This is a genomic window from Mucilaginibacter aurantiaciroseus, from assembly GCF_024055595.1.
GTDB lineage: Bacteria > Bacteroidota > Bacteroidia > Sphingobacteriales > Sphingobacteriaceae > Mucilaginibacter > Mucilaginibacter aurantiaciroseus.
Genome location: NZ_JAMXOF010000002.1, coordinates 544,082 through 568,951, shown reverse-complemented (window position 1 = coordinate 568,951; position 24,870 = coordinate 544,082). Strand labels below are relative to the sequence as shown.

17 protein-coding genes are annotated in these 24,870 nt (G+C 41.4%); 5 read left to right on the top strand and 12 right to left on the bottom strand.

The annotated features are described in order from the left end of the window. Positions 1 to 204 precede the first annotated feature (204 nt). Positions 205 to 3,789, bottom strand: coding sequence for a DNA polymerase III subunit alpha (dnaE, locus tag NAF17_RS10695; RefSeq protein ID WP_252757980.1), 3,585 nt, complete (start codon positions 3,787 to 3,789; stop codon positions 205 to 207). Between the two features lie 305 nt (positions 3,790 to 4,094). Here dnaE and NAF17_RS10690 point away from each other — a divergent pair, with 305 nt between their 5' ends. From NAF17_RS10690 to NAF17_RS10680, 3 genes are all read left to right on the top strand, one after another. Beyond that, positions 4,095 to 9,209, top strand: a complete 5,115-nt coding sequence (locus tag NAF17_RS10690; RefSeq protein ID WP_252757979.1) for a translocation/assembly module TamB domain-containing protein — start codon at positions 4,095 to 4,097, stop codon at positions 9,207 to 9,209. Then, complete coding sequence (gene tamL / locus NAF17_RS10685; protein ID WP_252757978.1) at positions 9,206 to 11,467, top strand: translocation and assembly module lipoprotein TamL; 2,262 nt, start codon at positions 9,206 to 9,208, stop codon at positions 11,465 to 11,467. The genes NAF17_RS10690 and tamL overlap by 4 nt, the downstream gene beginning before the upstream one ends. A gap of 71 nt (positions 11,468 to 11,538) precedes the next feature. Then, positions 11,539 to 11,970: an aspartyl protease family protein gene (locus NAF17_RS10680; RefSeq protein ID WP_252757977.1), complete on the top strand. Its 432-nt coding sequence runs from the start codon at positions 11,539 to 11,541 to the stop codon at positions 11,968 to 11,970. A 2-nt stretch (positions 11,971 to 11,972) separates the two neighbouring features. On the opposite strand, the gene NAF17_RS10675 is transcribed toward NAF17_RS10680, so the two are convergent. The 4 genes from NAF17_RS10675 to gyrB all read right to left on the bottom strand — a co-directional run bounded on the left by NAF17_RS10675 (position 11,973) and on the right by gyrB (position 15,544). Then, the gene (locus NAF17_RS10675) at positions 11,973 to 12,179 is read right to left on the bottom strand and encodes a hypothetical protein (RefSeq protein WP_252757976.1); all 207 of its coding nucleotides are present in this window, start codon (positions 12,177 to 12,179) and stop codon (positions 11,973 to 11,975) included. 12 nt (positions 12,180 to 12,191) lie between these two features. Next, a complete protein-coding gene (locus tag NAF17_RS10670; protein ID WP_252757975.1) occupies positions 12,192 to 12,353 on the bottom strand; it encodes a hypothetical protein in 162 nt (53 codons plus the stop codon). 651 nt (positions 12,354 to 13,004) lie between these two features. Further along, entirely contained in the window at positions 13,005 to 13,343 is a 339-nt protein-coding gene (locus NAF17_RS10665) for a PadR family transcriptional regulator (RefSeq protein WP_252757974.1), read from the bottom strand. Positions 13,344 to 13,585: 242 nt separating this feature from the next. Then, the gene (gene gyrB / locus NAF17_RS10660; RefSeq protein ID WP_252757973.1) at positions 13,586 to 15,544 is read right to left on the bottom strand and encodes a DNA topoisomerase (ATP-hydrolyzing) subunit B; all 1,959 of its coding nucleotides are present in this window, start codon (positions 15,542 to 15,544) and stop codon (positions 13,586 to 13,588) included. Positions 15,545 to 15,726: 182 nt separating this feature from the next. On the opposite strand from gyrB, the gene NAF17_RS10655 reads away from it, so the two are divergent. Together NAF17_RS10655 and NAF17_RS10650 are read left to right on the top strand one after the other, a co-directional pair. After that, on the top strand, positions 15,727 to 16,314 hold the full coding sequence (locus tag NAF17_RS10655) for an OmpH/Skp family outer membrane protein (protein WP_252757972.1): 588 nt from the start codon (positions 15,727 to 15,729) through the stop codon (positions 16,312 to 16,314). A gap of 75 nt (positions 16,315 to 16,389) precedes the next feature. Continuing rightward, positions 16,390 to 16,869: a nucleoside deaminase gene (locus NAF17_RS10650; RefSeq protein ID WP_252757971.1), complete on the top strand. Its 480-nt coding sequence runs from the start codon at positions 16,390 to 16,392 to the stop codon at positions 16,867 to 16,869. A gap of 105 nt (positions 16,870 to 16,974) precedes the next feature. On the opposite strand, the gene kdsA is transcribed toward NAF17_RS10650, so the two are convergent. The 7 genes from kdsA to NAF17_RS10615 form a co-directional block, all read right to left on the bottom strand. Beyond that, entirely contained in the window at positions 16,975 to 17,754 is a 780-nt protein-coding gene (gene kdsA, locus NAF17_RS10645) for a 3-deoxy-8-phosphooctulonate synthase (protein ID WP_252757970.1), read from the bottom strand. Next, complete coding sequence (gene kdsB / locus NAF17_RS10640) at positions 17,741 to 18,481, bottom strand: 3-deoxy-manno-octulosonate cytidylyltransferase (protein ID WP_252757969.1); 741 nt, start codon at positions 18,479 to 18,481, stop codon at positions 17,741 to 17,743. Before kdsB ends, kdsA begins: the two co-directional genes overlap by 14 nt. 4 nt (positions 18,482 to 18,485) lie before the next feature. Continuing rightward, positions 18,486 to 19,421, bottom strand: a complete 936-nt coding sequence (locus NAF17_RS10635) for a KpsF/GutQ family sugar-phosphate isomerase (RefSeq protein WP_252757968.1) — start codon at positions 19,419 to 19,421, stop codon at positions 18,486 to 18,488. Positions 19,422 to 19,526: 105 nt separating this feature from the next. Beyond that, positions 19,527 to 21,473, bottom strand: coding sequence for a polysaccharide biosynthesis protein (locus NAF17_RS10630; RefSeq protein WP_252757967.1), 1,947 nt, complete (start codon positions 21,471 to 21,473; stop codon positions 19,527 to 19,529). A 348-nt stretch (positions 21,474 to 21,821) separates the two neighbouring features. Next, the gene (locus tag NAF17_RS10625) at positions 21,822 to 22,778 is read right to left on the bottom strand and encodes an MraY family glycosyltransferase (protein ID WP_252757966.1); all 957 of its coding nucleotides are present in this window, start codon (positions 22,776 to 22,778) and stop codon (positions 21,822 to 21,824) included. Further along, entirely contained in the window at positions 22,775 to 23,707 is a 933-nt protein-coding gene (locus NAF17_RS10620; protein WP_252757965.1) for an NAD-dependent epimerase/dehydratase family protein, read from the bottom strand. The genes NAF17_RS10625 and NAF17_RS10620 overlap by 4 nt, the downstream gene beginning before the upstream one ends. Then, positions 23,707 to 24,864, bottom strand: a complete 1,158-nt coding sequence (locus NAF17_RS10615; protein ID WP_252757964.1) for a glycosyltransferase family 4 protein — start codon at positions 24,862 to 24,864, stop codon at positions 23,707 to 23,709. Before NAF17_RS10615 ends, NAF17_RS10620 begins: the two co-directional genes overlap by 1 nt. Positions 24,865 to 24,870: the final 6 nt, after the last annotated feature.

Genomic DNA, 24,870 nt, shown 5'->3' with positions numbered 1-24,870 from the left:
ATAGATATGACAAAGGCAACTTTATTTTGCGCTTAGTAAGGTTATTTTTTGTGTGGAGAAAGCATCAAAAGCTCATCGTTATTTAAAAATTATTTTAGTTCTTCCAATGAGTAGACTTCCATATTCCCCATTTAGTAAGCACGATGACTTTCTAAAATAATCTCCTCTTGTTCTGTAGATAAATCCATATGTTACATCATAAAACTACATCAATACTGCATGCGTGTTGGTCAAGCTAAATATATCAGCCATTAACTCATCGCTTGGGCTTACCTTGTGCGATTTGGACAGCAGGTCAACATACATCGCCTCTTCGCCATCACGGATCTTGAATTTAAGGGTACAGCTTTTGGCTGGATATTTCTCATTATTTGTAGTGATCACCTGCATCAGGCTATCTAATAACTGGTTATTCAGCGCTTTTACATCAAGGCAAACGGTTAAGGATTTGGTAAGTTTATCCCTCATTTCGGATAGTAAACTCATTACGGTAACTCTTAAATCCCAGTTATCTTTCTGGCGAAATTTCTCCTCGATACTCCCTTTAACATGCAGAAAATAGCCATCAACCATCATATTACGGAACTTTACATAGTCCTCACCAAAAAAAACAAATTCGTAGCTTTCGTTGTAATCTTCTAACACAAACGTGCCGAATGGCTTACCCATCTTAGTTGTTTTATGCTGAACGTTGGCCACTAAACCCCCAATGTTGATCTCGCCGCGTTTACGCAGATTAGCCAGGTTTTCCATTACCCCTTCCCCTCCCTCGCCCGAGCGGGCTTTCTGGATGTTCTTTAGTTCGGTAATGCTGGTATTGCAATACTTGTCCATCTCCAGCTTAAAATTATCAAGCGGGTGCCCGGTAAGGTAAATTCCAATTACATCCTTTTCGTATTTCAGCTTTTCTATCAGCGGCCATTCCTCAGCTTCAGGCATAGCCGGCTCGGGGATGTATGATGCTACCGAACCACCAAATAGTGATGATTGCGAGCTGCTTTGCGTATTCTGGTAATCGTTACCATATTTGATCAGGCGTTCTACCCCGCTTAAAATACCATTCTCTGTTTTGGCGAAAAACTGTGCGCGGTTCAAACCAAATTCATCAAATGCTCCGCCATAAACCAAATTCTCGTAAGATTTACGGTTTACCGATCTGGTGTTAGACCGTTGCGCAAAATCATAAACGGTTTTATAAGGGCCGCGTTCTTTACGCTCTTCAATAATACTTTCAACAGCTTTTTCGCCTACACCTTTAACACCGGTCAATCCAAAACGAATAACCCCTTTTCTGTTGGCTGTAAAGGCGAGGTCGCTTTCGTTAATATCGGGGCCTAAAACCTCCACACCCATACGGCGGCATTCTTCCATAAAGAAGGTGATCTTCTCCATGTTATTTTGGTTGTTTAATACCGCAGCCATATATTCTGCCGGGTAATGCGCCTTTAAGTAAGCCGTTTGGTAGGCCACAAAAGCGTAACAGGTAGAGTGCGACTTATTAAACGCATACTGGGCAAATGCCTTCCAGTCGTTCCATATTTTGGTAAGTTTATCTTTAGGGTGGCCATTGGCAATGGCCCCATCCATAAACTGGCCTTCCATTTTGTTGAGTACCTCAATTTGCTTTTTACCCATAGCCTTACGCAAAACATCAGCGTCGCCTTTACTAAAGCCTGCCAATTTTTGCGACAGAAGCATCACCTGCTCCTGGTAAACGGTAATACCATAGGTTTCGCCCAGATATTCTTCCATGTCGGCAAGGTCAAACACAATGGGCTCTAAACCATGCTTACGTTTAATAAAGTTAGGGATATACTCAATCGGGCCAGGGCGGTAAAGGGCATTCATGGCAATCAGATCCTCAAACTTATCGGGTTTCAGGTCGCGCAGGTACATTTGCATCCCGTCGCTTTCAAACTGGAAAGTACCGTTGGTATCGCCACGCTGGTAAAGTTCATAAGTTTGCTCATCATCCAGCGGAATGTAATCTATATCGATGCGTACATCGTGGTTTTGTTTGATAAGCCTTAGCGCGTCCTTAATAATGGTAAGGGTTTTAAGACCCAGAAAATCCATCTTAATTACACCGGCATCCTCAATTACGCGGCCATCATACTGGGTAACCAACAGATCGGAGTCCTTAGCGGTAGCCACCGGGACGATCTCTGTTAAATCGTATGGTGCAATGATGATACCCGCGGCGTGCACACCTGTATTACGTACCGACCCTTCCAGCTTTTCAGCCTCGCGGAGCACAATCCCTTTCAAATCTGTAGATTTGTAGATAGCCTGCAACTCGGGCACCTGCTCAATGGCTGTTTTCAGGTTGATCCCCAAGGTATCGGGCACCAGCTTTTTCATGGCGTTCACATCGCTCAGCGGCATATCCAACACGCGGCCCACATCCTGGATACTGGTACGGGCGGCCATAGAGCCATAAGTGATGATCTGCGCTACCTGGTTTTTGCCATACTTATCAACCACGTAATCGATAACCTTTTGGCGCCCGGCGTCATCAAAATCGGTATCAATATCGGGCATGCTCTTCCTGTCAGGATTCAAAAAACGCTCGAACAGGAGGTTATATTTTAAGGGGTCGATATTAGTGATACCTGTACAATACGCCACCACAGACCCCGCTGCCGAACCACGGCCGGGACCGATAAACACGCCAATATCGCGGCCATGCCTAATAAAGTCAGCTACGATTAAAAAGTAGCCGGCAAAACCCATGGTGCGGATGGTGAACAACTCAAATTCAATGCGCTCCTCAGCCTCGGGGCTAATATCTATATATCGCTCCTTGGCACCCATATAAGTAAGGTGCTTCAGGTATTCCCACTGGTTTAGCGTATCGGCATCTGCAGTGGTGTGGATCTTAAATTTTTCGGGGATAACAAAGTTAGGCAACAGGATGTCCCTTTTAAGTTTCAGCACATCAACTTTGTCTACAATTTCCTGCGTATTATCCAGCGACTCGGGGATATCGCTGAATAGTTTGCTCATTTCGGCCTGTGTTTTAAAATAAAACTGGTCGTTGGTAAAACCGAATCGATAACCCTTACCACCTTCTTCGTCAGTGGCTATAGGGGTACTTTGTAAATCGCCTGTATTTACACAAAGCAAAATATCGTGGGCGTTACTGTCCTGCTGATCCACGTAGTGCGAATCGTTTGAACAGATAACCTTAACATTGTATTTCTTAGCAAATTTTGCCAGCACCAGGTTAACAGTGTTTTGCTCGGGGATGTCATGGCGTTGCATTTCTATATAGAAATCTTCGCCAAAAAGATCCAGCCACCATTTAAACTCAATTTCGGCAGCAGCTTCTCCATCGCGCAAAATAGCCTGCGGTACCGATGCACCAAGGCAGCAGGTGGTAGCTATAATCCCTTTATGATATTTCAGGATCAGTTCTTTATCAATACGTGGCCACTTGCTGTAAAGGCCTTCCATATAACCTAACGAGCACAGTTTGATGAGGTTCTTATAGCCTTCAGCATTTTTGGCCAGCATCAACTGGTGGTAACGCTTGTCTCTTTTCTCTTTGGTAAATTGCTTTTTATGCCTGTCATCCACCACATAAAACTCGCAGCCTACAATAGGTTTTACGTTGTGTTTACCCGCCTCGGCCACAAACTTGAACGCACCAAACATGTTCCCGTGGTCGGTAATGGCCAGGGCTTTCATCCCATCAGCAGCCGCTTTTTTATATAATTTTGATATATCGGCGGCACCGTCAAGTAAAGAAAACTGGGTATGTACGTGTAAGTGCGAAAATTCGGGCATGTGTTATCTCTTTCTGCTGATCCTTTGGAATACAAATTTATCAAAAATTAAAAGTTTAAGCCCACCTTGTTGATAATTACATCGTAATATTCTGTACTTGAAACGATTGAAATATTTTCAATATGGATAGTATTCGCTGCATTTTTTTGTAAGATTTATAATACATACCAATAATCTTATATTTATAGCCAATATATCGTTATAAGAAAAAACAAACGCGTTGTATTTATGTTAAAAATTTGTGCAAAAACCCTTTTTTACGAATAATTGCCCTAACTACAAGTAGTACCCTAACCTTTAAGAATTTGGAACGATTTGGACGCATAGCCCTTAAAACAATACTTTGGATAATTGCAAGTGTCATATTTTTGGTGTTACTTGTGGTTATTTTAATACAGGTACCCGCCGTGCAAAACTTTGCTAAGAATAAGGCGGTTACTTTCTTGCAAAATAAAATTCACACAAAAGTTGAGATTGGACACATCAGTTTGGGGCTGCCCAAACTACTGGTGCTGGAAGATGTTTACTTTGAGGATCAAAAGAAAGATACCCTTATCGCAGGCGACAAACTAAAGGTCGATATCACGCTTCTAAAATTGTTAAAAAACAAGGTTGAGATAAATGAAATAAACCTGGAAGGCATTACGGCTAACATTAGCCGCGGGACAGATAGCCTCTTTAATTTCGATTATATTATTAAGGCATTCGCAGGCGAGCAAAAGAAAGAAGTTAAGCCCGAGGACACTACCTCTACCATGAAGTTCTCGGTAGATAAGATCATACTTGATAAGATCAATATCACATACAAAGATGTAACCACAGGCAACGATGTGAAATTCTTGCTGGGCCACTTTGATACCCGCATTAAGGATTTTGACCCGGATAAGATGAAGTTCACTATCCCTAAAATAAACTTGAGCGGGGTAAATGCTAAGATCATCCAAACACCTGCCGGTTCATCCATTAAGCAAGCTGCTACAATAGACACCACTACCAAACCTTTAAATATGGATCTGGCTTTAGGCGAGATCAATATTGACAAGATTAAAGTTGATTACAAAAGCAGCGAAATGGCCGCCAAGGTTGATTTGGGCAAGTTTTTGGTGAACATGGATAAGATAGACATGAAGAACCAGCACGTGGGCATCAAATCTATCGTGTTAGATAATACCACCGCCTGGCTAACCTTTGCCAAACCTGCAACTGTAGCCAAAGCGGTTGATAAAACCATTAAGAAATTAGATACGCTTACCTCTACCACCCAGGCGAAAGGGTGGACAGCCAACTTAGGTAAAGTAACCTTCACCAACGATAATATTAAGTTTGATAACGATACAAAAAAACCTATGCCAAGCGGTTTAGATTTTTCCCACATGAGTATCAAAAACTTAAATGCCGATGCCGAAAATATTGGCTACACGCCGGATAGCTTATCGGGACGTATCAATTCGTTTACTTTTAGCGAAAAAAGCGGGTTAAAGATCGATAAGTTCCACACTACCTTTTTCTACGGGCCAAAGAATGCTTATTTGAAAGACCTGCTGGTGCAAACACCACGTTCGGTTATCCGGAAAGATCTACAGGTGGGTTACCCATCTATCGAATCGTTAACTAAAGACCTGGGCAAGCTAAACATCAACGCAAATTTAGATGGCAGCAAGCTTGGCTTGCGCGATGTGTTGCTTTTGATGCCTGCCATGGCTTCAATGGAACCGTTCAAATCGTCGCCAAACTCCACCATTAAAATCAATGGCCGTGTTAATGGCACGGTTGATAACCTGCGCATCCCGAACATTGAGATAAGTGGTTTTGGTACTACTTACATCAAAGCATCGGCTAACATGCGTGGCCTGCCCAATGTAAAGAAGTCGGTATTTGATGTTACCATTAATGATTTCCGCACAACACGTAATGATATTGTTCGCCTGGTACCAAAAGGAACCATCCCGCCAAGTGTAATTGTGCCCGAGAATATGGCGCTGAAAGGAACCTTTAAAGGCAGCATGAAAAACTTTAACACCAAAATGGCCCTGCGCAGCAGTTATGGCGCGGTTGACCTGGTGGCAGCCATGAAGAGCGGTGAACGCAAAGGCAGCGAAACCTACACAGCAAATATTAAAGCCAATAACCTAAATGTAGGTGCGTTAACCAAACAACCGCAAATGGTTGGTTTTGTAACCATGAAGGCCAACATTAGCGGTACCGGCCTCGACCCTAAAACCGCCAGTTTGAAATTTAACGGCGATGTAACGAGCGCAAATGTAAAAGGCTACACCTACCGTAATTTAGTGATGAACGGCACGGCACGCAATGGCAGCTATGTGGCTAAAGCCCGCATGAAAGACCCTAACATCAACTTTAGTTTGGATGCAAAGGCTAACATGAACAAAAAATACCCATCGGTAAATGCTACGCTGATGGTAGATAGTATCGATCTGCAAAAACTGCATTTTACAGCTAACCCAATGCGTTTCCACGGTAAAATTGTTGCCGATGTACCAACCGCCGACCCGGATTACCTGAACGCGAAAATATTGGCTACCGATCTTTTAATTAACAATAACGGAAAGCGTATTCAACTGGATACGGTAAGCCTGGTATCTACAGCCACTGCCGATAGCAGCACCCTTTACTTAAAAGCGCCAATGTTTTATGCGCACATGGCCGGTAAATACAAGCTAACCCAAATTACTCCTGCAGTGCAAGATGTTATCGACAAATATTACAACACCAGCCTCGGCAGTAAAACACCTCGTATAAAGGTAAAATACTCGCCGCAACAGTTTACGTTTGATGCCCGTTTGGTTAAAACCCCGCTGGTAACACAGTTTGTGCCCGAACTGAAACAACTTGAACCGGTATTATTCAACGGCCGCTTTAACAGCACCACCGGTGAACTGATCTTGAACGGATCGGCACCAAAAGTTATTTATGGCACCAATACAGTTAACAATCTTAAGCTTGCCATTAATACCGGTAACGCGCTTAATTATAACCTAACGGTTGATGAGATTAAAGTAGGCTCATCGCTTGATCTGTTATTTACCAGTGTATCGGGCAGCGCCCTAAACAACAAATTGGGGATCAGCCTGCAAGTTAGGGACAACCAAAAGAAAGATCGCTACCGTATCGCCGGGCAGTTTATCGCTATGCCAAATGAATATCAATTTAACTTTTTGGAGAATGGCTTATTGCTTGATTATACCGCATGGTCGGTTAATCCCAATAACGCGTTGATGTTTGGCCGCAAAGGCATTTTAGCCCGTAACTTCAGTATTACCAACAGCAACCAGGTATTGAGCGCCAATACCACATCAGGTCAGTATAACGGGCCTATCACGGTCGATTTCAAAAACTTCCGGATCGAAACTTTAACCAAGCTGGCTAAGCAGGATTCCCTTTTAGTTGGCGGTACCATAAACGGTAATGCCGAGGTAAGCAACTTCCAAAAATTACCTGTATTTACGGCAGCCCTTAACGTAAGCGACTTTAACTTTAAAGGCGATACCGTTGGTAACATCGCACTAAAAGTTAACAACCAAACAGCTAATGCCTACGCCGCGCAAATGAGCATAACAGGCCGTGGTAACCAGGTTGATTTAAACGGCATGTACTACACCTTGCCCGAAAGCAGGTTTGACCTGAACCTGAACATTGTAAACCTGGGTATGAAGAGTATTGAAGGCTTTAGCTTCGGCACCATCAAAAACTCCAGTGGTAACATTACCGGTAACCTAAAAATAACGGGGACCACAGCCGCGCCGGCAGTGCGGGGTAATGTTAACTTTAATAAGGTGGGCTTTAATGTCAGCATGCTTAACTCCTATTTTACCATGCCTCAGGAAAGCATTACATTTAATGATGAGGGCATCCGCTTTAACGATTTCACTTTGGTTGATTCGATCAATAATAAGGCCGTTGTATCGGGATCTATCTACACTAAAACCTACACCGATTTTAAATTCGGGATCAATATCCTCGCTAATAATTTCCGCGCGATAAATTCAAACAAAGCCGATAATAAGTTATTTTACGGCAAACTGTTTTTGGATACCGATATTAAGATCCGTGGCAACATGGCCAAACCCGTGGTTGACGCGAGCCTTACCGTAAACGACAAAACCGAAATGGTATTTGTATTACCAACCAGCGACCCGGGTGTTGAAGATCGTAAAGGCGTAGTGGAGTTCTGGAACTCTAAAGACCCTCAAATGGATTCGATACTGATGGCACGCCAGTTAGATTCGTTAAAAAAATCTGAGATCACCGGGCTTGATGTAAACGCTACGGTTAATATTGATAAGAACGCCAAATTCACTATCGTGATTGATGAGCGCAATGGTGACGTTGTTGAACTATTAGGCGAAGCACACCTAAGCGGCGGCATCGACCCAAGTGGTAAAACAAGCTTAACGGGTACCTATATCGTAAATCGCGGTTCATATAACCTATCGTACGCAACGGTATCCCGTAAATTCAATTTCAAAAAGGGTAGCACTATAACATGGACGGGCGACCCAACGAGCGCGAATATTGACCTGACCGCAATTTACGTTGCCAACGTACCGCCGATAGACCTGGTAGCTAACCAACTTAGCGACGAAAACTCGACCCAATACAAGCAAAAACTACCATTTAACGTAAACCTTAACCTGCGTAACGAACTGCTGAAACCAAACATCAGCTTTGACATTACCCTGCCGGATAGCAATTATAACGTTGCCGCCGTGGTTACCAATACGGTAGAAACCCGCCTATCACAAATCAGGCAAGACCCTAACGAGTTAAACAAACAGGTGTTGGGTGTATTGGTGCTTGGCCATTTTATTGGCGATAACCCGCTGCAAAGCCAGGGTGGAAGCGCAGGTGTGCAAGGTGCTATCCGTAATAGTGTAAGCAGTTTATTAACCGACCAGTTGAACAGCCTTGCAGGTGGTTTAATATCGGGGGTTGATCTAAACTTCGGTTTAACCTCCGGGCAGGATTATTCGTCTGGTACGGCCACCAACCGAACAGACTTGAACGTGGGCCTATCCAAACGATTCCTTAACGATAGGCTTACGGTATCGATAGGTAATAACTTTAACCTGGAGGGTGCGCAACAGGGGCAAAAAACATCAAATATTGCCGGTAACGTATCGGTTAATTACAAACTGAGTAAAGACGGCCGCTACACCCTGCGCGCTTACCGTAAGGACGAATTTGTAGTGATACAGGGCCAGATAGTTGAAACCGGTTTAGGTTTCTCGTTAACGGTAGATTATAACCGTTTCCGCGAAATCTTCCGCAAACGTACCGAAGAAGAAAAAGAGATGCGCCGTAAATACAAAGAGGAGCAAAAAGTAAAAAACGAGCAGGAGAAAGCATCGCAGGAAAAAGATAAAGCAGACAGAACTAAGACCCAGACTACCACCTTATGATAAAACGGATAATATATTTACTATCGCTGGCCGTAATATTAAACGCTTGTAGTACCACTAAGTATGTACCCGAGGGTGAAAAATTATACACCGGCGGTACTGTAAAGGTTGATGATAAAAGCATATCAAAAGGTGATGCCAAGGCGCTTAGTGCCGAAATGAAAACGCTTATCCGCCCTAAACCAAATTCTTCATTATTGGGGATGCGCATTAAACTTTGGTTGTATTATAAGACAAAGGGCCGCCATGGTTTTATCCAAAAATTCTTCAGCAAATATGGCGAGCCACCTATTTACGTAAGTCAGGTTAACTTAGCTAAGAACAGCGACATCATGACCAATCGCCTCCAAAACGAAAGTTACTTCCAGGCGTCGGTAAGTGGTGATACTGTTGGTAAAAAGAAAACGGCTTCGGCTCTGTTTACAGCTTTGCCCGGGCCATCTTACACCATTCGTAATGTAACTTTCCCCAGCGCGACAGATAACAACCTGGATACCGCGATCAGGGGCGCCCAAAAGGGAACACTATTGAAAACCGGCGATAAATACAATTTAGACGTTATCAAATCGGAACGTGTGCGTATTGACACCCGCTTAAAGGATGAGGGTTTCTTCTTCTTCTCGCCCGAGCAATTGATTGTAAAAGTTGATAGCACGGTTGATACCCACAAAGTTGATCTGTTAGTAAAGATCAAAGAAACTACGCCTGAGCGTGCCCGTGAAATTTACACCATCCGTAATATTTATGTGTACCCTAACTATTCGTTAAGGGATACTGCGTTAAAGCTAAACCAGGCTAAGCCCTACCGCTGGTACAACATTGTAGACCCCCGTAATACCGCCAGGCCTTACTTGTTTGCTAATACTGTTTTGCTGCATCCAAACGATTCTTACAGCCGCACCACGCATAATAATTCGTTAAACAGGTTCATTAACTTAGGCCCTTACCGTTATGTAAAAAACAGGTTTGAGGATGTGACGCCTGATTCACCAAAACTGGATGTTTACTACTTCCTTACCCCTTACAAACGTAAATCATTACAGGCCGAGATTATTGGCCGTACCACATCTGCCAACTACACCGGTACGCAAATAAACCTGAGCTGGAAAAACCGCAACGCCTTTAAAGGCGGCGAATTGCTAACCGTAACGCTATTTGGAAGTACCGATGTGCAAATAGGCGGGAAAAATAACGGCTTTAACGTGTTCCAATATGGTGTGCAAACCAGCCTTTCGTGGCCACGATTGATAACCCCATGGCGCGTTAGTTCATCAAACGCATATATACCACGTACCGTTTTAAGTTTGGGTTATACCTCTGTTGTGAGGCAAAAACTGTATTCGCTAAACTCATTTACCGGTTCATTTGGCTACCAGTTTAAAACTAATGAACACAAATTGCACGAACTGAATTTACTGGAGGCTACCTTTGTAAAACCGCGTTCTGTAGATAGTTTATACAGGGATAGCATCAATAATCCGAACAACCGTAACCCTTCGCTTAAACATCTTATCGATCCTCAATTTACTTTAGGCCCAAGCTATGCTTATACTTATGATAATACTACCGAAGATTATCGCACCAATAGCATTTTCTTCCGTGGTAAAGTAAGTTTATCAAATAACCTGTATGGCCTTGTTACCGGCGCCGATACACTTGCCGGTAAAGAGAAAAAACTTTTCGGAACTATATTTAACCAGTATGCTAAAGTAGAGAGCGAGATCAGGTTCTTTCATAAATTGAGCACGGGCAGTAAAATTGCTACCAGGCTATTGGTGGGTGTTGGTTTACCTTATGGTAACTCTACCATCCTGCCTTACAATCAGCAATTCTTTATTGGCGGGCCAAACAGCTTAAGGGGCTTCAGGCCACGGTCAATAGGCCCGGGTACGGTTGACCCTACCCCACTTAGCGGCAACAGTTTTATTGCCGACCAAAGCGGTGATATAAAATTGGAAGCCAACATCGAGTTCCGCCAAAAACTATTTAGCATTGTGTACGGCGCCATATTTGCCGATGCCGGTAATATTTGGAATGCCAAGCGACACCAGGCAGGTGGTACATTCGGCCCTAATTTTTTATCTCAACTGGCTGTTGATGCCGGTGCTGGTTTAAGGTTTGATGCTACCATATTGGTATTACGTACCGATCTTGGTTTCCCGCTGATGAGGCCTTATACCCCTGCAGGTGGCACACGGTCAATAAGCCCAAGCTTTAAAAACGCAATTTTAAATATTGCCATCGGTTATCCATTTTAATTATTTAGTGTAATGGTGATTGTAATATTACGAGGTTAGATACGTCTAATCACTATCTACCGAATGATCTAATGACTAAAAACACGATCTCCGTTCCGCTAAACATTATCGATTTGCAAGGCGATGGTTTCCATCCCTTGCTGGATATTGTAATATTTGGCAAGCCTTTTAAAGTGGTGCTGGATACCGGCGCATCGCGTACCGCATTTGATAGAGACTTACTCATTGAAGTGAATGAACAAGCTGCCATTGTAGCGAGCGAAAGATTGTCGACCGGGTTAGGTACCAATACCATGGAATCGGCCACAGCAGTTATCGAAAACATTTGGATAGGTGATCTACTCATACCGGAGTTGGAAGTAGCCGTGCTCAACCTATCTACCATAAACATAGCCTATCACGAAATGGGGCATCCCGAAGTATTAGGTGTTTTGGGTAGTGATATACTGATGAAATATAAAGCCGTTGTTGATTTTGGCAAGAAAAGGTTATTACTGAAGTAAGCTTAAACTACTTGCTTATTTAGAACCTTACGGCAGAGGTCTGTCGTGCTTAAGTTTAATACAGCAAAAAATATCAGGTCAACCATAGGTGCGGGCAATGGCCAATGCTGCATCAGCTTAAAACCGTTATCCCCATCAACCAAAGCCGTAAAAATGTGGGGAGATAAATAATGTTGTTTAGCAACATTGCCGGCAGATAGGTTTGCCATATAAGGTGTCTTTTAAGTAAAGATCGCTTTCCCTTTATGGTTTTCACCCTCCGGGATATCAGCATACAAGTAGATCAACGCCGTAATATCCAGCAAAAAAATCTCCTGGTATTTGACGTCGTAGATCTTCATACGATCTGTAACCCATTGCAGTTCATCGGAGGTTAGTATCATTTGGCGGAATCTATTTTAAATTCCTCTTTATACAATTTGTAAAGTGCAATATTGTACAATACGCCCACCATAAAAAATGTGGTGATTAAATAATAATTATTGTTTTGCCATATCTTATAGCCCCATATGTTTGTAAAAAACAAGGGGATCAACGCTATGCGGATTGGAATCCCAGTGAAGGTTTCAAACAGCTTATCTTTCGCGGATTTACGGGTAGTATTTTAAATATAGCCAGTATTGTATAAGCGCATAAACCAAATAATACACGGTGAAAATATCAATACTGCGAAAATTGCAAAGATTACCACCAGACTAAATTTTATAGTCCAAAAGAAATAGTACGTCAGTAATGCACCCAATACAGTGTATAACATCCCCGGGAATTTAAAGCAGGCTGATAAATAGGTAAAATACTTTCTTACTGTGTCTTTCACCAACGCATTTTTTATACCTTTTTCAATCTTCAGCAAATTTTCAGGGCTACCAAAATCATTCCTTATAATATTATTTACAGCATCCTCAAATTAAATATTGCCCGGTTGAAATTCAACAGCAGATAAAATATGATGATACACTTCCTCATAAATTTCGCGGTATGTAAGCGTTTTATGCAGAAAACCTGCAATACCATTAATTGTCGGTCTGTTGGTTTCATTTGGTTGTAGGTTTAAGGTTTAACAATGTTTGCAACTGCTCAATAAAAGCCTGTGCCTCATTCATTTTACTGGTAACCTCTTTGCCGCCCTGCTCGGTAAGGCGGTAATATTTACGCACGCGGTTATCAACTACCTGGGTGAAAGTTTCTAAAAAACCATCCGCCTCCAGTTTGTGCAACGCCGGATATAATGCACCCTCGGTAAGCATTATTTCGCCTTCAGAAACCTCCTTAACTTTTTGGGTTATCTCGTAGCCGTACATCTGGTGGTTATCTTCCAGCAGTTTTAAAATAATGGTTTGCAGGCTGCCTTTCAGCAATGGATTAGTGCTCATAATTCAAATATAAAAAAAATATTTATATACATAAGAAAACTATGTATATAAATAAAAAAGTATATAATTTTTGATGCTATCGCTTACTTGGCTGTTTTTATACTTAAAAGAAACTTTAAAGGACGAATGAAGGGCGAATAAAGGTGATTAAAATGCTAAAAAAGGCGCTCATAAAATCCAAAAAGTAAAAAAGCCTCCTGTATAGTCAGGAAGCTTTAATATCATAGGCAGAATAGATGCTCTTATGTATCTATACGCGCATAGCGCGCGTTTTTCTCTATAAACTCGCGGCGTGGGGCAACTTCATCGCCCATCAGCATCGAGAAGGTGTGATCGCACTCGGCAGCGTTTTCAATAGCTACCTTTTTAAGTGTACGGTTAGCCGGGTTCATGGTGGTATCCCATAATTGCTCGGCGTTCATCTCACCCAAACCTTTATATCGTTGCACGTGTACGCTATCCTCTTTACCCTGGCCTTTTAGGCGTTGTATGGCGGTGTCGCGTTGTTCGTCTGTCCAGCAGTATTCAAATTCTTTACCTTTTTTAACCTGGTAAAGCGGCGGCGATGCAATGTACACATAGCCGTGCTCCACCAATTCTTTCATATAACGGAAGAAGAAGGTTAAGATCAGCGTGGTAATGTGTGAACCATCTACGTCCGCATCCGTCATGATCACAATTTTGTGATATCGTAATTTATTTAAGTTCAATGCTTTAGCGTCCTCGGGCGTGCCAATGCTTACACCAAGGCCGGTGAACATATTCTTTATCTCTTCGTTCTCATAAATTTTGTGCTCCATGGCTTTCTCCACGTTCAGGATCTTACCACGTAGTGGAAGTATCGCCTGGAACTCGCGGTTACGGCCCTGTTTAGCAGTACCACCCGCCGAGTCACCCTCTACAAGGTAAAGCTCACATAAGGATGGATCGCTGTTGGCGCAATCAGACAGTTTACCGGGTAAACCAGACCCTGTCATAACACTCTTGCGCTGTACCATTTCGCGGGCTTTACGGGCCGCTGCGCGGGCTGTAGCAGCAAGGATAACCTTCTGCACTATCATTTTAGCTTCCCTTGGGTTTTCCTCCAGGTAGTTACCTAAAATTTCGCCTACGGCAACGTTAACGGCGCCACTCACCTCGCTGTTACCCAGCTTGGTTTTGGTTTGCCCTTCAAATTGCGGCTCCTGTACTTTTACCGAAATTACAGCAGTTAACCCCTCGCGAAAGTCATCACCGGTAATCTCGATCTTCATGTTTTTTAACAAGCCCGATTTATCGGCGTAAGCCTTAAGCGTACGCGTTAAACCCATCCTGAAACCTGCAACGTGTGTACCACCTTCAATAGTGTTGATGTTGTTTACATACGAGTGTACATTTTCTGTATAGGTATCGTTGTATTGGAAAGCCAGCTCAACAGGAATGCCTTGTTTAATCCCTTCCAGGTAAATTGGCTCGGGGATTATAGCCACGCGGGTACCGTCAAGGTATTTAATAAACTCTTTTAAGCCGCCTTCAGAGAAGAACTCTTCCAATGGGAAAGAACCGTCATCATTAGTTTCACGCTCGTCTGTTAACGTTAAGCGGATCCCTTTATTTAAGAAAGCAAGCTCGCGTAAGCGAGTGGCTAATGTTTCAAATTTATACTCGGTAGTAAGCGTAAATATCTCCGCATCCGGCTGGAAAGTTTGGGTAGTACCTGTTTTATCAGACACGCCAATTTCCTTTACCGGGAACAATGGTTTACCACGTTCGTACTCTTGCGTAAATATTTTACCCTCGCGGTACACAACCGTTTTTACGTGTATAGATAGCGCGTTAACACAACTTACACCCACACCGTGCAAACCACCCGATACCTTGTAGGTGTCTTTATCAAATTTACCGCCTGCGTGCAGCACGGTCATTACAATTTCTAATGCTGATTTTTGCTCCTTGGTATTGATACCCGTAGGGATACCGCGGCCATTATCTACAACGGTAATAGAGTTGCCTTTGTGGATAGTAACGTTAATGGTATCGCAATAGCCGGCAAGGGCCTCATCTATCGAGTTATCAACTACCTCGTAAACCAAGTGGTGAAGGCCTTTTACGCCAGTATCACCAATGTACATCGAAGGCCTTTTTCGTACAGCTTCTAAACCTTCTAAAACCTGTATATTATCCGCGGAATAATTTGATTTATCCTGATTTTTTTCGCTCATATTTGATTAAAACAATAACTATCAAATTTACGAATTTAGCTTCGCATTAACTCGAATTATGTGCAATATTAGTGCGATTGTGGATAAATATGATCCATAACAAACATCTTAATAAATGGTTAGGAAACTTGTGCCGAAAGATTATATTTGTCAAAAATTTTTTTAAGATAAACCCAATGAAAATGAAGACTTCAATTGTTACAAAATCAGTATTAGCATTACTAATAGCTGCAGGTGTATTTGCTTGTAACCAAAATAAACCAGATGCTAAGCCGGCTGCTGCTACAACCGCAACTGCCGACTCTCCTGAAATTGTTTACATTAACCAGGATTCGTTAGTATCTAAATACGATTACATCAAGGATATGGACAAACGCCTTGGTGATAAAGGTAAAGTTGCGCAGGCTGATGTTGCATCGCGCCAGCAAGCTATCCAACGCGAAATTGCTGAGTACCAAAAAGCCGCCCCTACAATGGCTGCGGATGTGCGTGCCACTACCGAGCAACGTTTACAACGTAAAGGCCAGGAGTTTCAACAATATCAGCAAAATGCCGGTGCACAGGTTCAAAACGATCAGGTGAGCGAACAAACCAAACTTTACGAAAAATTGGTTGAGTTTACCAAGGCCTACGCTAAAGAAAAAGGTTACAAAATGATCTTAACTTATCAAAAAGGTAACGCTACAGTACTTTACGGCGACCCAAGCCTTGATGTGACTAAGGATGTTGTTAAAAGATTAAACGACGCTTACGCTAAAGACAAAAAATAATAATTGTGCTGATGCACAAAATATAAATTAATTAAAACCCCGGCTTATAGTTGGGGTTTTTTAATTTAGAACAATATGGAAGACAAAGGCAACGAAAAGTTTATGCAGATGGCAATTGACCTGTCTGAATATAACGTAACACACGCGCAGGGGGGCCCGTTTGGCGCAGTGATAGTAAAGGATGGCATGGTTATAGCGCGCAGCGCAAACAGGGTTGTACCTACCAATGACCCCACAGCACATGCCGAGGTTTCGGTGATTCGCCTTGCATGCCAGGAGCTGGAAACTTATAATTTAGAGGGTTGCGAGATATACACCAGTTGCGAGCCCTGCCCAATGTGCCTGGGGGCAATATACTGGGCACGCATCAACAAAATATATTACGCTAATACCAAAAAAGATGCAGCCAATATAGGCTTCGACGACCACTTTATTTATGATGAATTAGCGAAACCGATGGAAAAACGCAAACTCCCATTCGTGCAAATGATGCATACCAAGGCGTTTGCCGTTTTTAAGCAGTGGGAGATATCGGAAAGTAAGAAGGAGTATTAAAAATCTCCCAAGCGTCATTACGAGATTACGAAGCAATCTTTACATAGGCAGAACAGCTCTGTATAGCAAAGAAATTGCTTCGTTCCTTGCAATGACGGTAGGTTTTTAGTTTATCAACGATTTAATAAGCTCTTCCAAATCTTTAAGGTAAAGCATATTAGGACCATCACTCATCGCATGATCCGGGTCAGTGTGAGTTTCTATAAAATAACCGCTGGCACCGAATGCTTTTGCAGCGTGCGCCATGCCGGGTACAAATTTACGATCGCCGCCGGTTTTACCACCTGCACCGCCCGGGCGCTGTACCGAGTGGGTACAATCCATACAAACAGGATAACCAAACTCCAGCATATCGGCAACGTTCCTAAAATCAACTACCAGGTTATTGTAACCAAATGAATTACCGCGCTCGGTAAGGATGATCTGGTCATTACCGCTTTCTTTTACTTTTTGCGCAGGGTAAAACATATCCTGACCGGATAGAAACTGTGCTTTTTTAACATTTACAATTTTACCGGTTTCGGCAGCTGCTACCAACAGATCTGTTTGGCGGCAAAGGAATGCCGGGATCTGCAAGATATCTACTACCTCTGCGCATGCTGCAGCCTGGAATGGTTCGTGGATATCTGTAGTAACAGGCAGGTTGAATTTCTCCTTTACTTTGTTCAGCATCTCCATGCCTTTTGCTAAACCCGGCCCGCGGTAAGCGCTTACGCTGGTACGGTTTGCCTTATCAAACGATGATTTAAAAACCACCGTAACCGGGTATTTGGCACCAATCTCGGCAACCTTTTCGGCTACCGTATAAAGCAGTTCCTGATTCTCCATTACGCATGGGCCAACAATAAAAAAAGGTTTTTGGGTGATGTCGTTATATAATGCCATTGTCTTTTATCTTTTTACGTGCAAGCTCAAGGTCTTCGGGGGTGTCTATCCCCTTCTCGATACCTTTCACTTCAATCATTTTAATTTTATAGCCGTTCTCAATCGCCCTTAACTGCTCCAATTTTTCGGTGCTCTCTAAAAACGATACTGGCATAGTAATAAATTCTTTCAGGAATGATGCCTTATAAGCATACACCCCCATATGTTTTTTGTAAACCGATGTGTCCCCTACTTCCTTGTCCCTTGAAAACGGAATAGCGAACCTTGAAAAATAAATAGCATTGCCATTCACATCGGTAATAATCTTAACAAGGTTTGGGTTGTTTAGTTCGGCTACATCCTGTACCGGCGCGCAAACACTTGCCATAACGGCATCGCTTTGCTGCAGGGCGGTTATTAACCTGTCGATGATGCCGGCATCAAAAAAAGGTTCGTCGCCCTGTACGTTCACAACCATATCGCAGGGCACGGTTTCAATCACTTCCGCAATACGATCTGTACCACTTGGATGCTCCTCTTTGGTCATGAGTACGTTTGGAGTAAACGTTTTGCAAACGTTAAACACCTCATCACTGTCAACAGCTATCCAAATTTCGTGATGAAGGGTTGCTTTTAAACAGGCTTCGTAAACGCGTTGTATCACGGGTTTTCCACCCAAATCAAGCAGCATTTTGCGGGGTAATCGGGTCGACTTTAACCTGGCGGGTATAACTATGATTGCCTTCATCTTGCTAAGCCTGGTTAAATATCTGGTAAACCCCCGTTAGAGTATTATCATCATTGTGTACCAACAGAGTGGTTATTTTGCGTTCCATCATCAATTCCTCCGCGTCATAAACCAACTCATGCTCGTTTATTATTCGGGGATTAGTATTCATCAGATCCGTAATTGGCAAATGATGGATGTCTTCATACTTTACAAAGCCCCGTCGCAGGTCACCATCGGTTATTACACCTGCTACTTTATCGGGCGTGCCTACTATCACCATTCCTAATTTACCTTCGCTCATTTGCAACACTAATTGCGTAAACGTTGCACTACTGTCAATAAACGGAAGTTTATCGGTACGCATCAGATCTTTTACTCTCACCAATAATTTGCGGCCAAGCCTGCCTCCGGGATGAAAACGTGCAAAATCTGCCGGTGAAAAATCCCTCGCGGTCATAAGCGCTACTGCCAGGGCATCGCCCATAACCAATGTAGCTGTAGTTGATGATGTAGGCGCTAACTCCAGCGGGCAAGCCTCCTGCTTAACGCAAACATTTAAATGGTAGTTAGCATTGATAGCCAATGTAGATTTGGCGTTGCCTGTTATAGCTATAAAAGTGTTTTTATTGTATTGCAGATATGGAACAATTTTCAGCACCTCTTCGGTTTCGCCGGAGTAGGATACCAATACCACCACGTCATCGGCGCTTATCATTCCCAAATCGCCATGGAAAGCTTCGGCGGGATGCATAAAGAAACTTGGAGTGCCTGTGCTGGTAAAAGTTGCAGAGATCTTACGGCTGATATGGCCGGATTTGCCCATTCCGCAAACAACTAAACGGCCTTTTGACTCCAGTATAGATTCAACAGCCTGGCTAAATTGCTCGTCGATCATCGATGCCACATACTGCAGCGACGCTATTTCTATATCAAATACTTTTTGGGCAATACTTTTCATAAGCTGTGATAGCTCGGGGTACTATTTGTATTGCAATAATACTCAATAAAATCAGATTAGATAAATGACGGGCCGTACTGAGCTACAGCGCGAGATAAAAATTACTTAGTTTTGTAATGCCCTTAGCTTTTTAACCTCTATCTGTACAGGCGGAGCAGGCTTGTTATCAAGGCCTTCGAATTGAGAATTTTTGCTGATAAATTCAGGAACAATCTCTTTCATTTTATTTACCATCGCCATATCATCATTTTGCTGGTTCAACAAAATAAGTTCGTTAATGTCCTCTATAACCTTTTTATAAGGGTAAGATATCACTTCAGAGATCTTTATCTTCTCGTGGTGGGTTGGCATGGTGTGCTCGCCTTGATTTAGTAGTTCCTCGTAAAGCTTCTCGCCCGGTCGCAGGCCCGAATAAACAATCTTAATATCACGCTCGGGCTGTAAGCCTGCAAGTTTTATCATTTTAAGCGCCAGGTCGACGATTTTAACGGGTTCGCCCATATCAAAGATAAAGATCTCGCCACCTGTACCCATGGTACCCGCTTCCAATACCAAATGCACGGCTTCGGGTATGGTCATGAAGTAACGGGTAATTTCCGGATGGGTTACGGTAATAGGCCCGCCTTTTTGGATCTGCGCCCTAAAGCGTGGAATAACCGAACCGTTTGAACCCAATACGTTACCAAAACGGGTAGTTATAAATGCGGTACCTTTATTGATAGGATTATCTTTAAGCGACTGGATATAGATCTCAGCAATACGCTTGGTGGTACCCATTATATTTGACGGATTAACCGCTTTATCAGTTGATACCATCACAAACTTATGTACACCAAACGCAACTGATAAGTCAGCAATATTTTTTGTACCCAGTACGTTCGCCCTAACCGCTTCAGACGGGTTTTCTTCCATCATCGGCACGTGCTTGTAAGCAGCAGCATGGTAAACAACCTCCGGTTTATACTCAGAAAATAATTTTTGCATGCGGTAGTAGTTACGGATATCTCCAATAAAGATTTTAACCGGTACCTGCTCAAATTTTTCTTCAACCTCTAAACGGATATCATGCAAAGGCGATTCGGCCTGGTCGCAAAGAATGACCATTGCCGGTTTATATTGCAATACCTGCTGAACGATCTCTGAACCAATAGAACCGGCCGCACCTGTAATTAACACACGTTTACCTTGCAAATCTTCAGATATACGTGTGGTATCAATTTGTATAGTTTTACGCTGCAGCAAGTCCTCAATTTTAAGATCTTTAATTTGCTGCATATTAAGCTTGCCATAAATCCATTGATCTGACGGCGGCACGGTTAATACCTGTATACCCAATGCAAGGCAAGCCTCAAGGGCTGTTTTTTTAGATTGCTCATCCAAATGATGGTTCATGATGATCATCTTATCGATGGCACGCTTTTCCTTTAGTTTGGCAAGTTTATTAATATCATAAACCCTTACCTGCTGGATCTCTTTGTTGATTTTGTTTGTATCGGCATCCACAAAGCCCACAATAACAAAATTGGTTTTGGCGCTGGCCTCTAAAGCCTGCTTAACAAGCACTGCGCTGGTATCCGACCCGTAGATAAGTACGGATGTTTTTTTTGAGCTCGAATAATTGTTGATATAGTTGAACGCACTTTTTACAGCGCTCCGTAAAAGGATAAGTAACGTACTGGACACCGAGAAATTAACCAACAACACCAAATTTATAGTTGCAGAATTAATTGCCAACACCGGTTTAACCCATAGAGTAATAATTATAATGTAAACCAAGCTGCTAATAAATACCGAACCAAAAATGCGTAATACATCCCTTGTGTTAGAATACCTGATAAGCCCTATATGAACCCGCATTAAAAACATAACAATTGCAGCTATTATACAATAAATGCCTGTATAAATAAAAAAATATCCCCGTAATATATTAGAAAACTCGAAGCGGTTTACGATGAGGTAAGATGAAGCGAAAGACCATGTTATGATAACAAAGTCCAGTAACATTATTATCCACCGTGGTACTACCTTACTGAAAAGCAAATATTTTTTCATAAGTATTTTTGTTGTAGGTAGAGAAGCAAATTTAATAGTTAAACTTTCTGATCAAACTTTTTTACACTGGGCACAAACTTGTAATAATTTGTTACGCGGATTTAATTATCGTCAAATTAATGATTATGTTATAAAATTAAACATAAACTATGAGCATATTGAACGCTTGTTTTTGGCTTACATCTAAAAGTCGCAAATTAAATAAAAAATAATGCAATCTGTGTTTACAACACAATCGGGGGAAATTAGTTGTGACCATCACAAATATAAATTAATTAAATAAATAAATGACAATTTCCGGTAGCTAACAAAAAAATATTACCTGTATTTTGGAATTATCATAAACATCTATTTAAAAGCTTGTATTCTTGTTATCATTAATCGCGGTTTTATTGCGATATATAAAATAGCAAGCGGTGCAACAACCGCAATAAAGACTAATATTACTGAAGCGTCTTTGTATAAAATAATAAGCGCAATAATTAATAATTGGATAAGAGCATAACTTACTGCTACAAACAAATGCGGCATCTTTTGCTCGTTAACAAGTACTTGATAAAAATGAAGGCGATGCGCCTGAAAAATATTTTGTTTTAGTATTAGCCTGTGAACTACAGTTAAGACGGCATCAACCCCGTAAACAGATAAAAACAAAATGTAAGTAAAGTTACCGCTTACCTGTATCAACCTGAATAATAAAAAAACAAGCCAAAATGCAATTGCAACGCTGCCAACATCCCCAGCAAAGCATTTTGCCCTTTTGCGAAAATTAAAAAATAAGAAAACAACGCTGGCCAGCATTGGCAACCATATAAGATCGGCCTCTATAAAAGGTTGCATATTTAAATTAACATATTGTAAGCCTGCAAGTAAAACAAGAGTATATATCCCGGTAATACCGTTTATACCATCCATAAAATTGTACATATTTATAATACCTATAGCGATAATATACAGCACTATACATACGTAAAAATGTAGCATAAATAGTTGCAAAAACATAAACATTAGCGTTACCGCTGCTACATGCACCATTACCCTTAACCTGCTTGACAGGTTTATCCTATCGTCAATAAAACTTATAACACTTATCATAAGTAAACCTAAACCAGGCAACCAATAAACGGAGTGCATTAACACGGCGAAAATAATAGCTATAGCAAATATAACTCCACCTCCGCGAATGGTTACTTCGCTATGGGAGCTTCGTTCATTGGGATGGTCGACAATATTGTAATGATCTGCGATGCGGAAATATAAAAGCATCAAAACTAAAAGAACTAAAAATAAGACAAGGTAAATCATTTACTTAAATTATTGCTATTGATAATTAAATAAATTTTGTCTAAAACAGTTGTGGGATTCCACCCCAATTCTTCTCTGGCCTTATTATCACTAAAAGTTAATGTTGACAAAACTTTACTTAATTTACTTGAGTTTATTGGGGATTTACTGCCTATAAGATCACCTAACCTAGCTATAAACCGAGCCAAGAATAGCGAAATTTTTGGAGGATATGGTTTTTTCAAGGCCTTAGAAATTGCTTTTTCAAGTTCGTTAAAAGAAGGATGGTAACCATCTGTAAGATTATATATACCACCTTTGTTAGCTATTACTGAAATTATCTTAGCTATGTCTTCGGCCCAAACTATGCTTTTACGTGCATTTGCTTTACCAATACTTAAGTATTTGCCCTTTTTAATGCCATTTATCATAGCACCCAAATTACCCGGGGGGCTTGGCCCGGCTATAAGTGGCAATCGCAAAATGCCCAATATCACACCATTTCTACTCGCCCAGTTTCGCAAAAATTCTTCGGCCATTATTTTTGATCGGGCATAAGGGGTATTTCCATTAAGCGGACTGTCTTCGGTAATCAGTTTACCGCTATTTAATCCGTATACGGCAACGGTACTGATGAATATAAAGCTTTTTAGAGCCTTGGCCCTATTTTGTAATGCTTCGCACAGGTTTTTTGTTCCTTGAAAATTAACATCTATAAACTCCTGTATTTCGGTGGGCGTTTTCGGAATAGAATGTGCCTTACCAGCTACATGAACTACAATATTAATATCAGACGGAAGCGAAAGAGAACTACTGCTAACGTCAGCAATTATATCATTATTTACACTTCTTCCTAAAGTTAAAACACTGACATCACGATCGGTTTTAAGATACTTATAAATTTCGTTACCTAAAAAACCATGCCCTCCTGTTAACAATACTTTTTGCATTATAGACTCAATTTTTTTAAATAAAATCCTTTTAGGCGATGCCAAAATTGTTTTTGCTCAAAGTTATCTTCTAAATATTTACGCCCCTTTGCTCCAAACTCAAGCCTTTTGTTTTTGTCATTAATTAAAATTTCACATTTTTCAATTAATTTGATTTCGCTTTTGGTTGGTATGAGATAACCATTAACATCATCAAAAACAATTTCATTACAACCATTTATGTCAGTTGCTATGCATGGTAGCCCAAAAGCACAAGCTTGCATCAGAGATTGTGGAAAGCCCTCCCGGTAACTTGGGAATACAAATATATCGGCCATATTAAGATAAGGTCTTATATCATTCTGATGCCCTGTAGCGATAATAGCATTATTACTCTTTATCTCGTTTAAAGTTTCGGGCATTAATGGGTTTAAATCTTCTAAGGGGCCAACTAAAAATAATTTTATATTAGTATGCCTAAGGCTGAGATTTTTAAAACATGCAACTAATTCATTACAGCCCTTATAATTTGCTAATCTGCCAACAAAAGTTAGTACAACGTCATCTGAATTAATATTGTAAAGCTTTCTCAGATTATCATTTTCAGTAAGGTTATTTTCGGATTTGGAAAAATAATCAAGATCAATACCATTACTGCTTCCTTTTCCAATAATGGTGATCTTATCAGAAGAATCAATATTTGCTTTTATAAATTGGAGCTGTTCTTGTGAATTTGGCAAAACCCAGTCGGCAAAAATATAAGTTAATTTCTCAACACAAATAAGCAATTGGCGTTTTAACCCTGTTTCCTCTACTAAGGGCAGGCCGGCTACAGTATGAATTTTAAGCTTAACATTACATAGCATAGCAGCTAACATTCCAACTATACCGGCTTTAGGCGAATGAGTATGTACAATATCAGGCTTTAGCTTTCTGATTAATTTTATAGTATAGTATAGTGCAACAATATCTTTAAAAACATTTAGTTTTCTATTAAGAGGAATTTGGAAGTGCGGCACTCCTTCATTCATTTCTAAAGTTGATACTGAATTATCTGTAGCACTTGCCATATAAACTTCGAAGTTATGGCAAGCCATGTACTTTATTTGCCCCCGTAATAGTAAATGTAATGAGTGTGGGACTGTTGATATACGTAAAAGCTTTACTTTATCTTTCAAACTGTT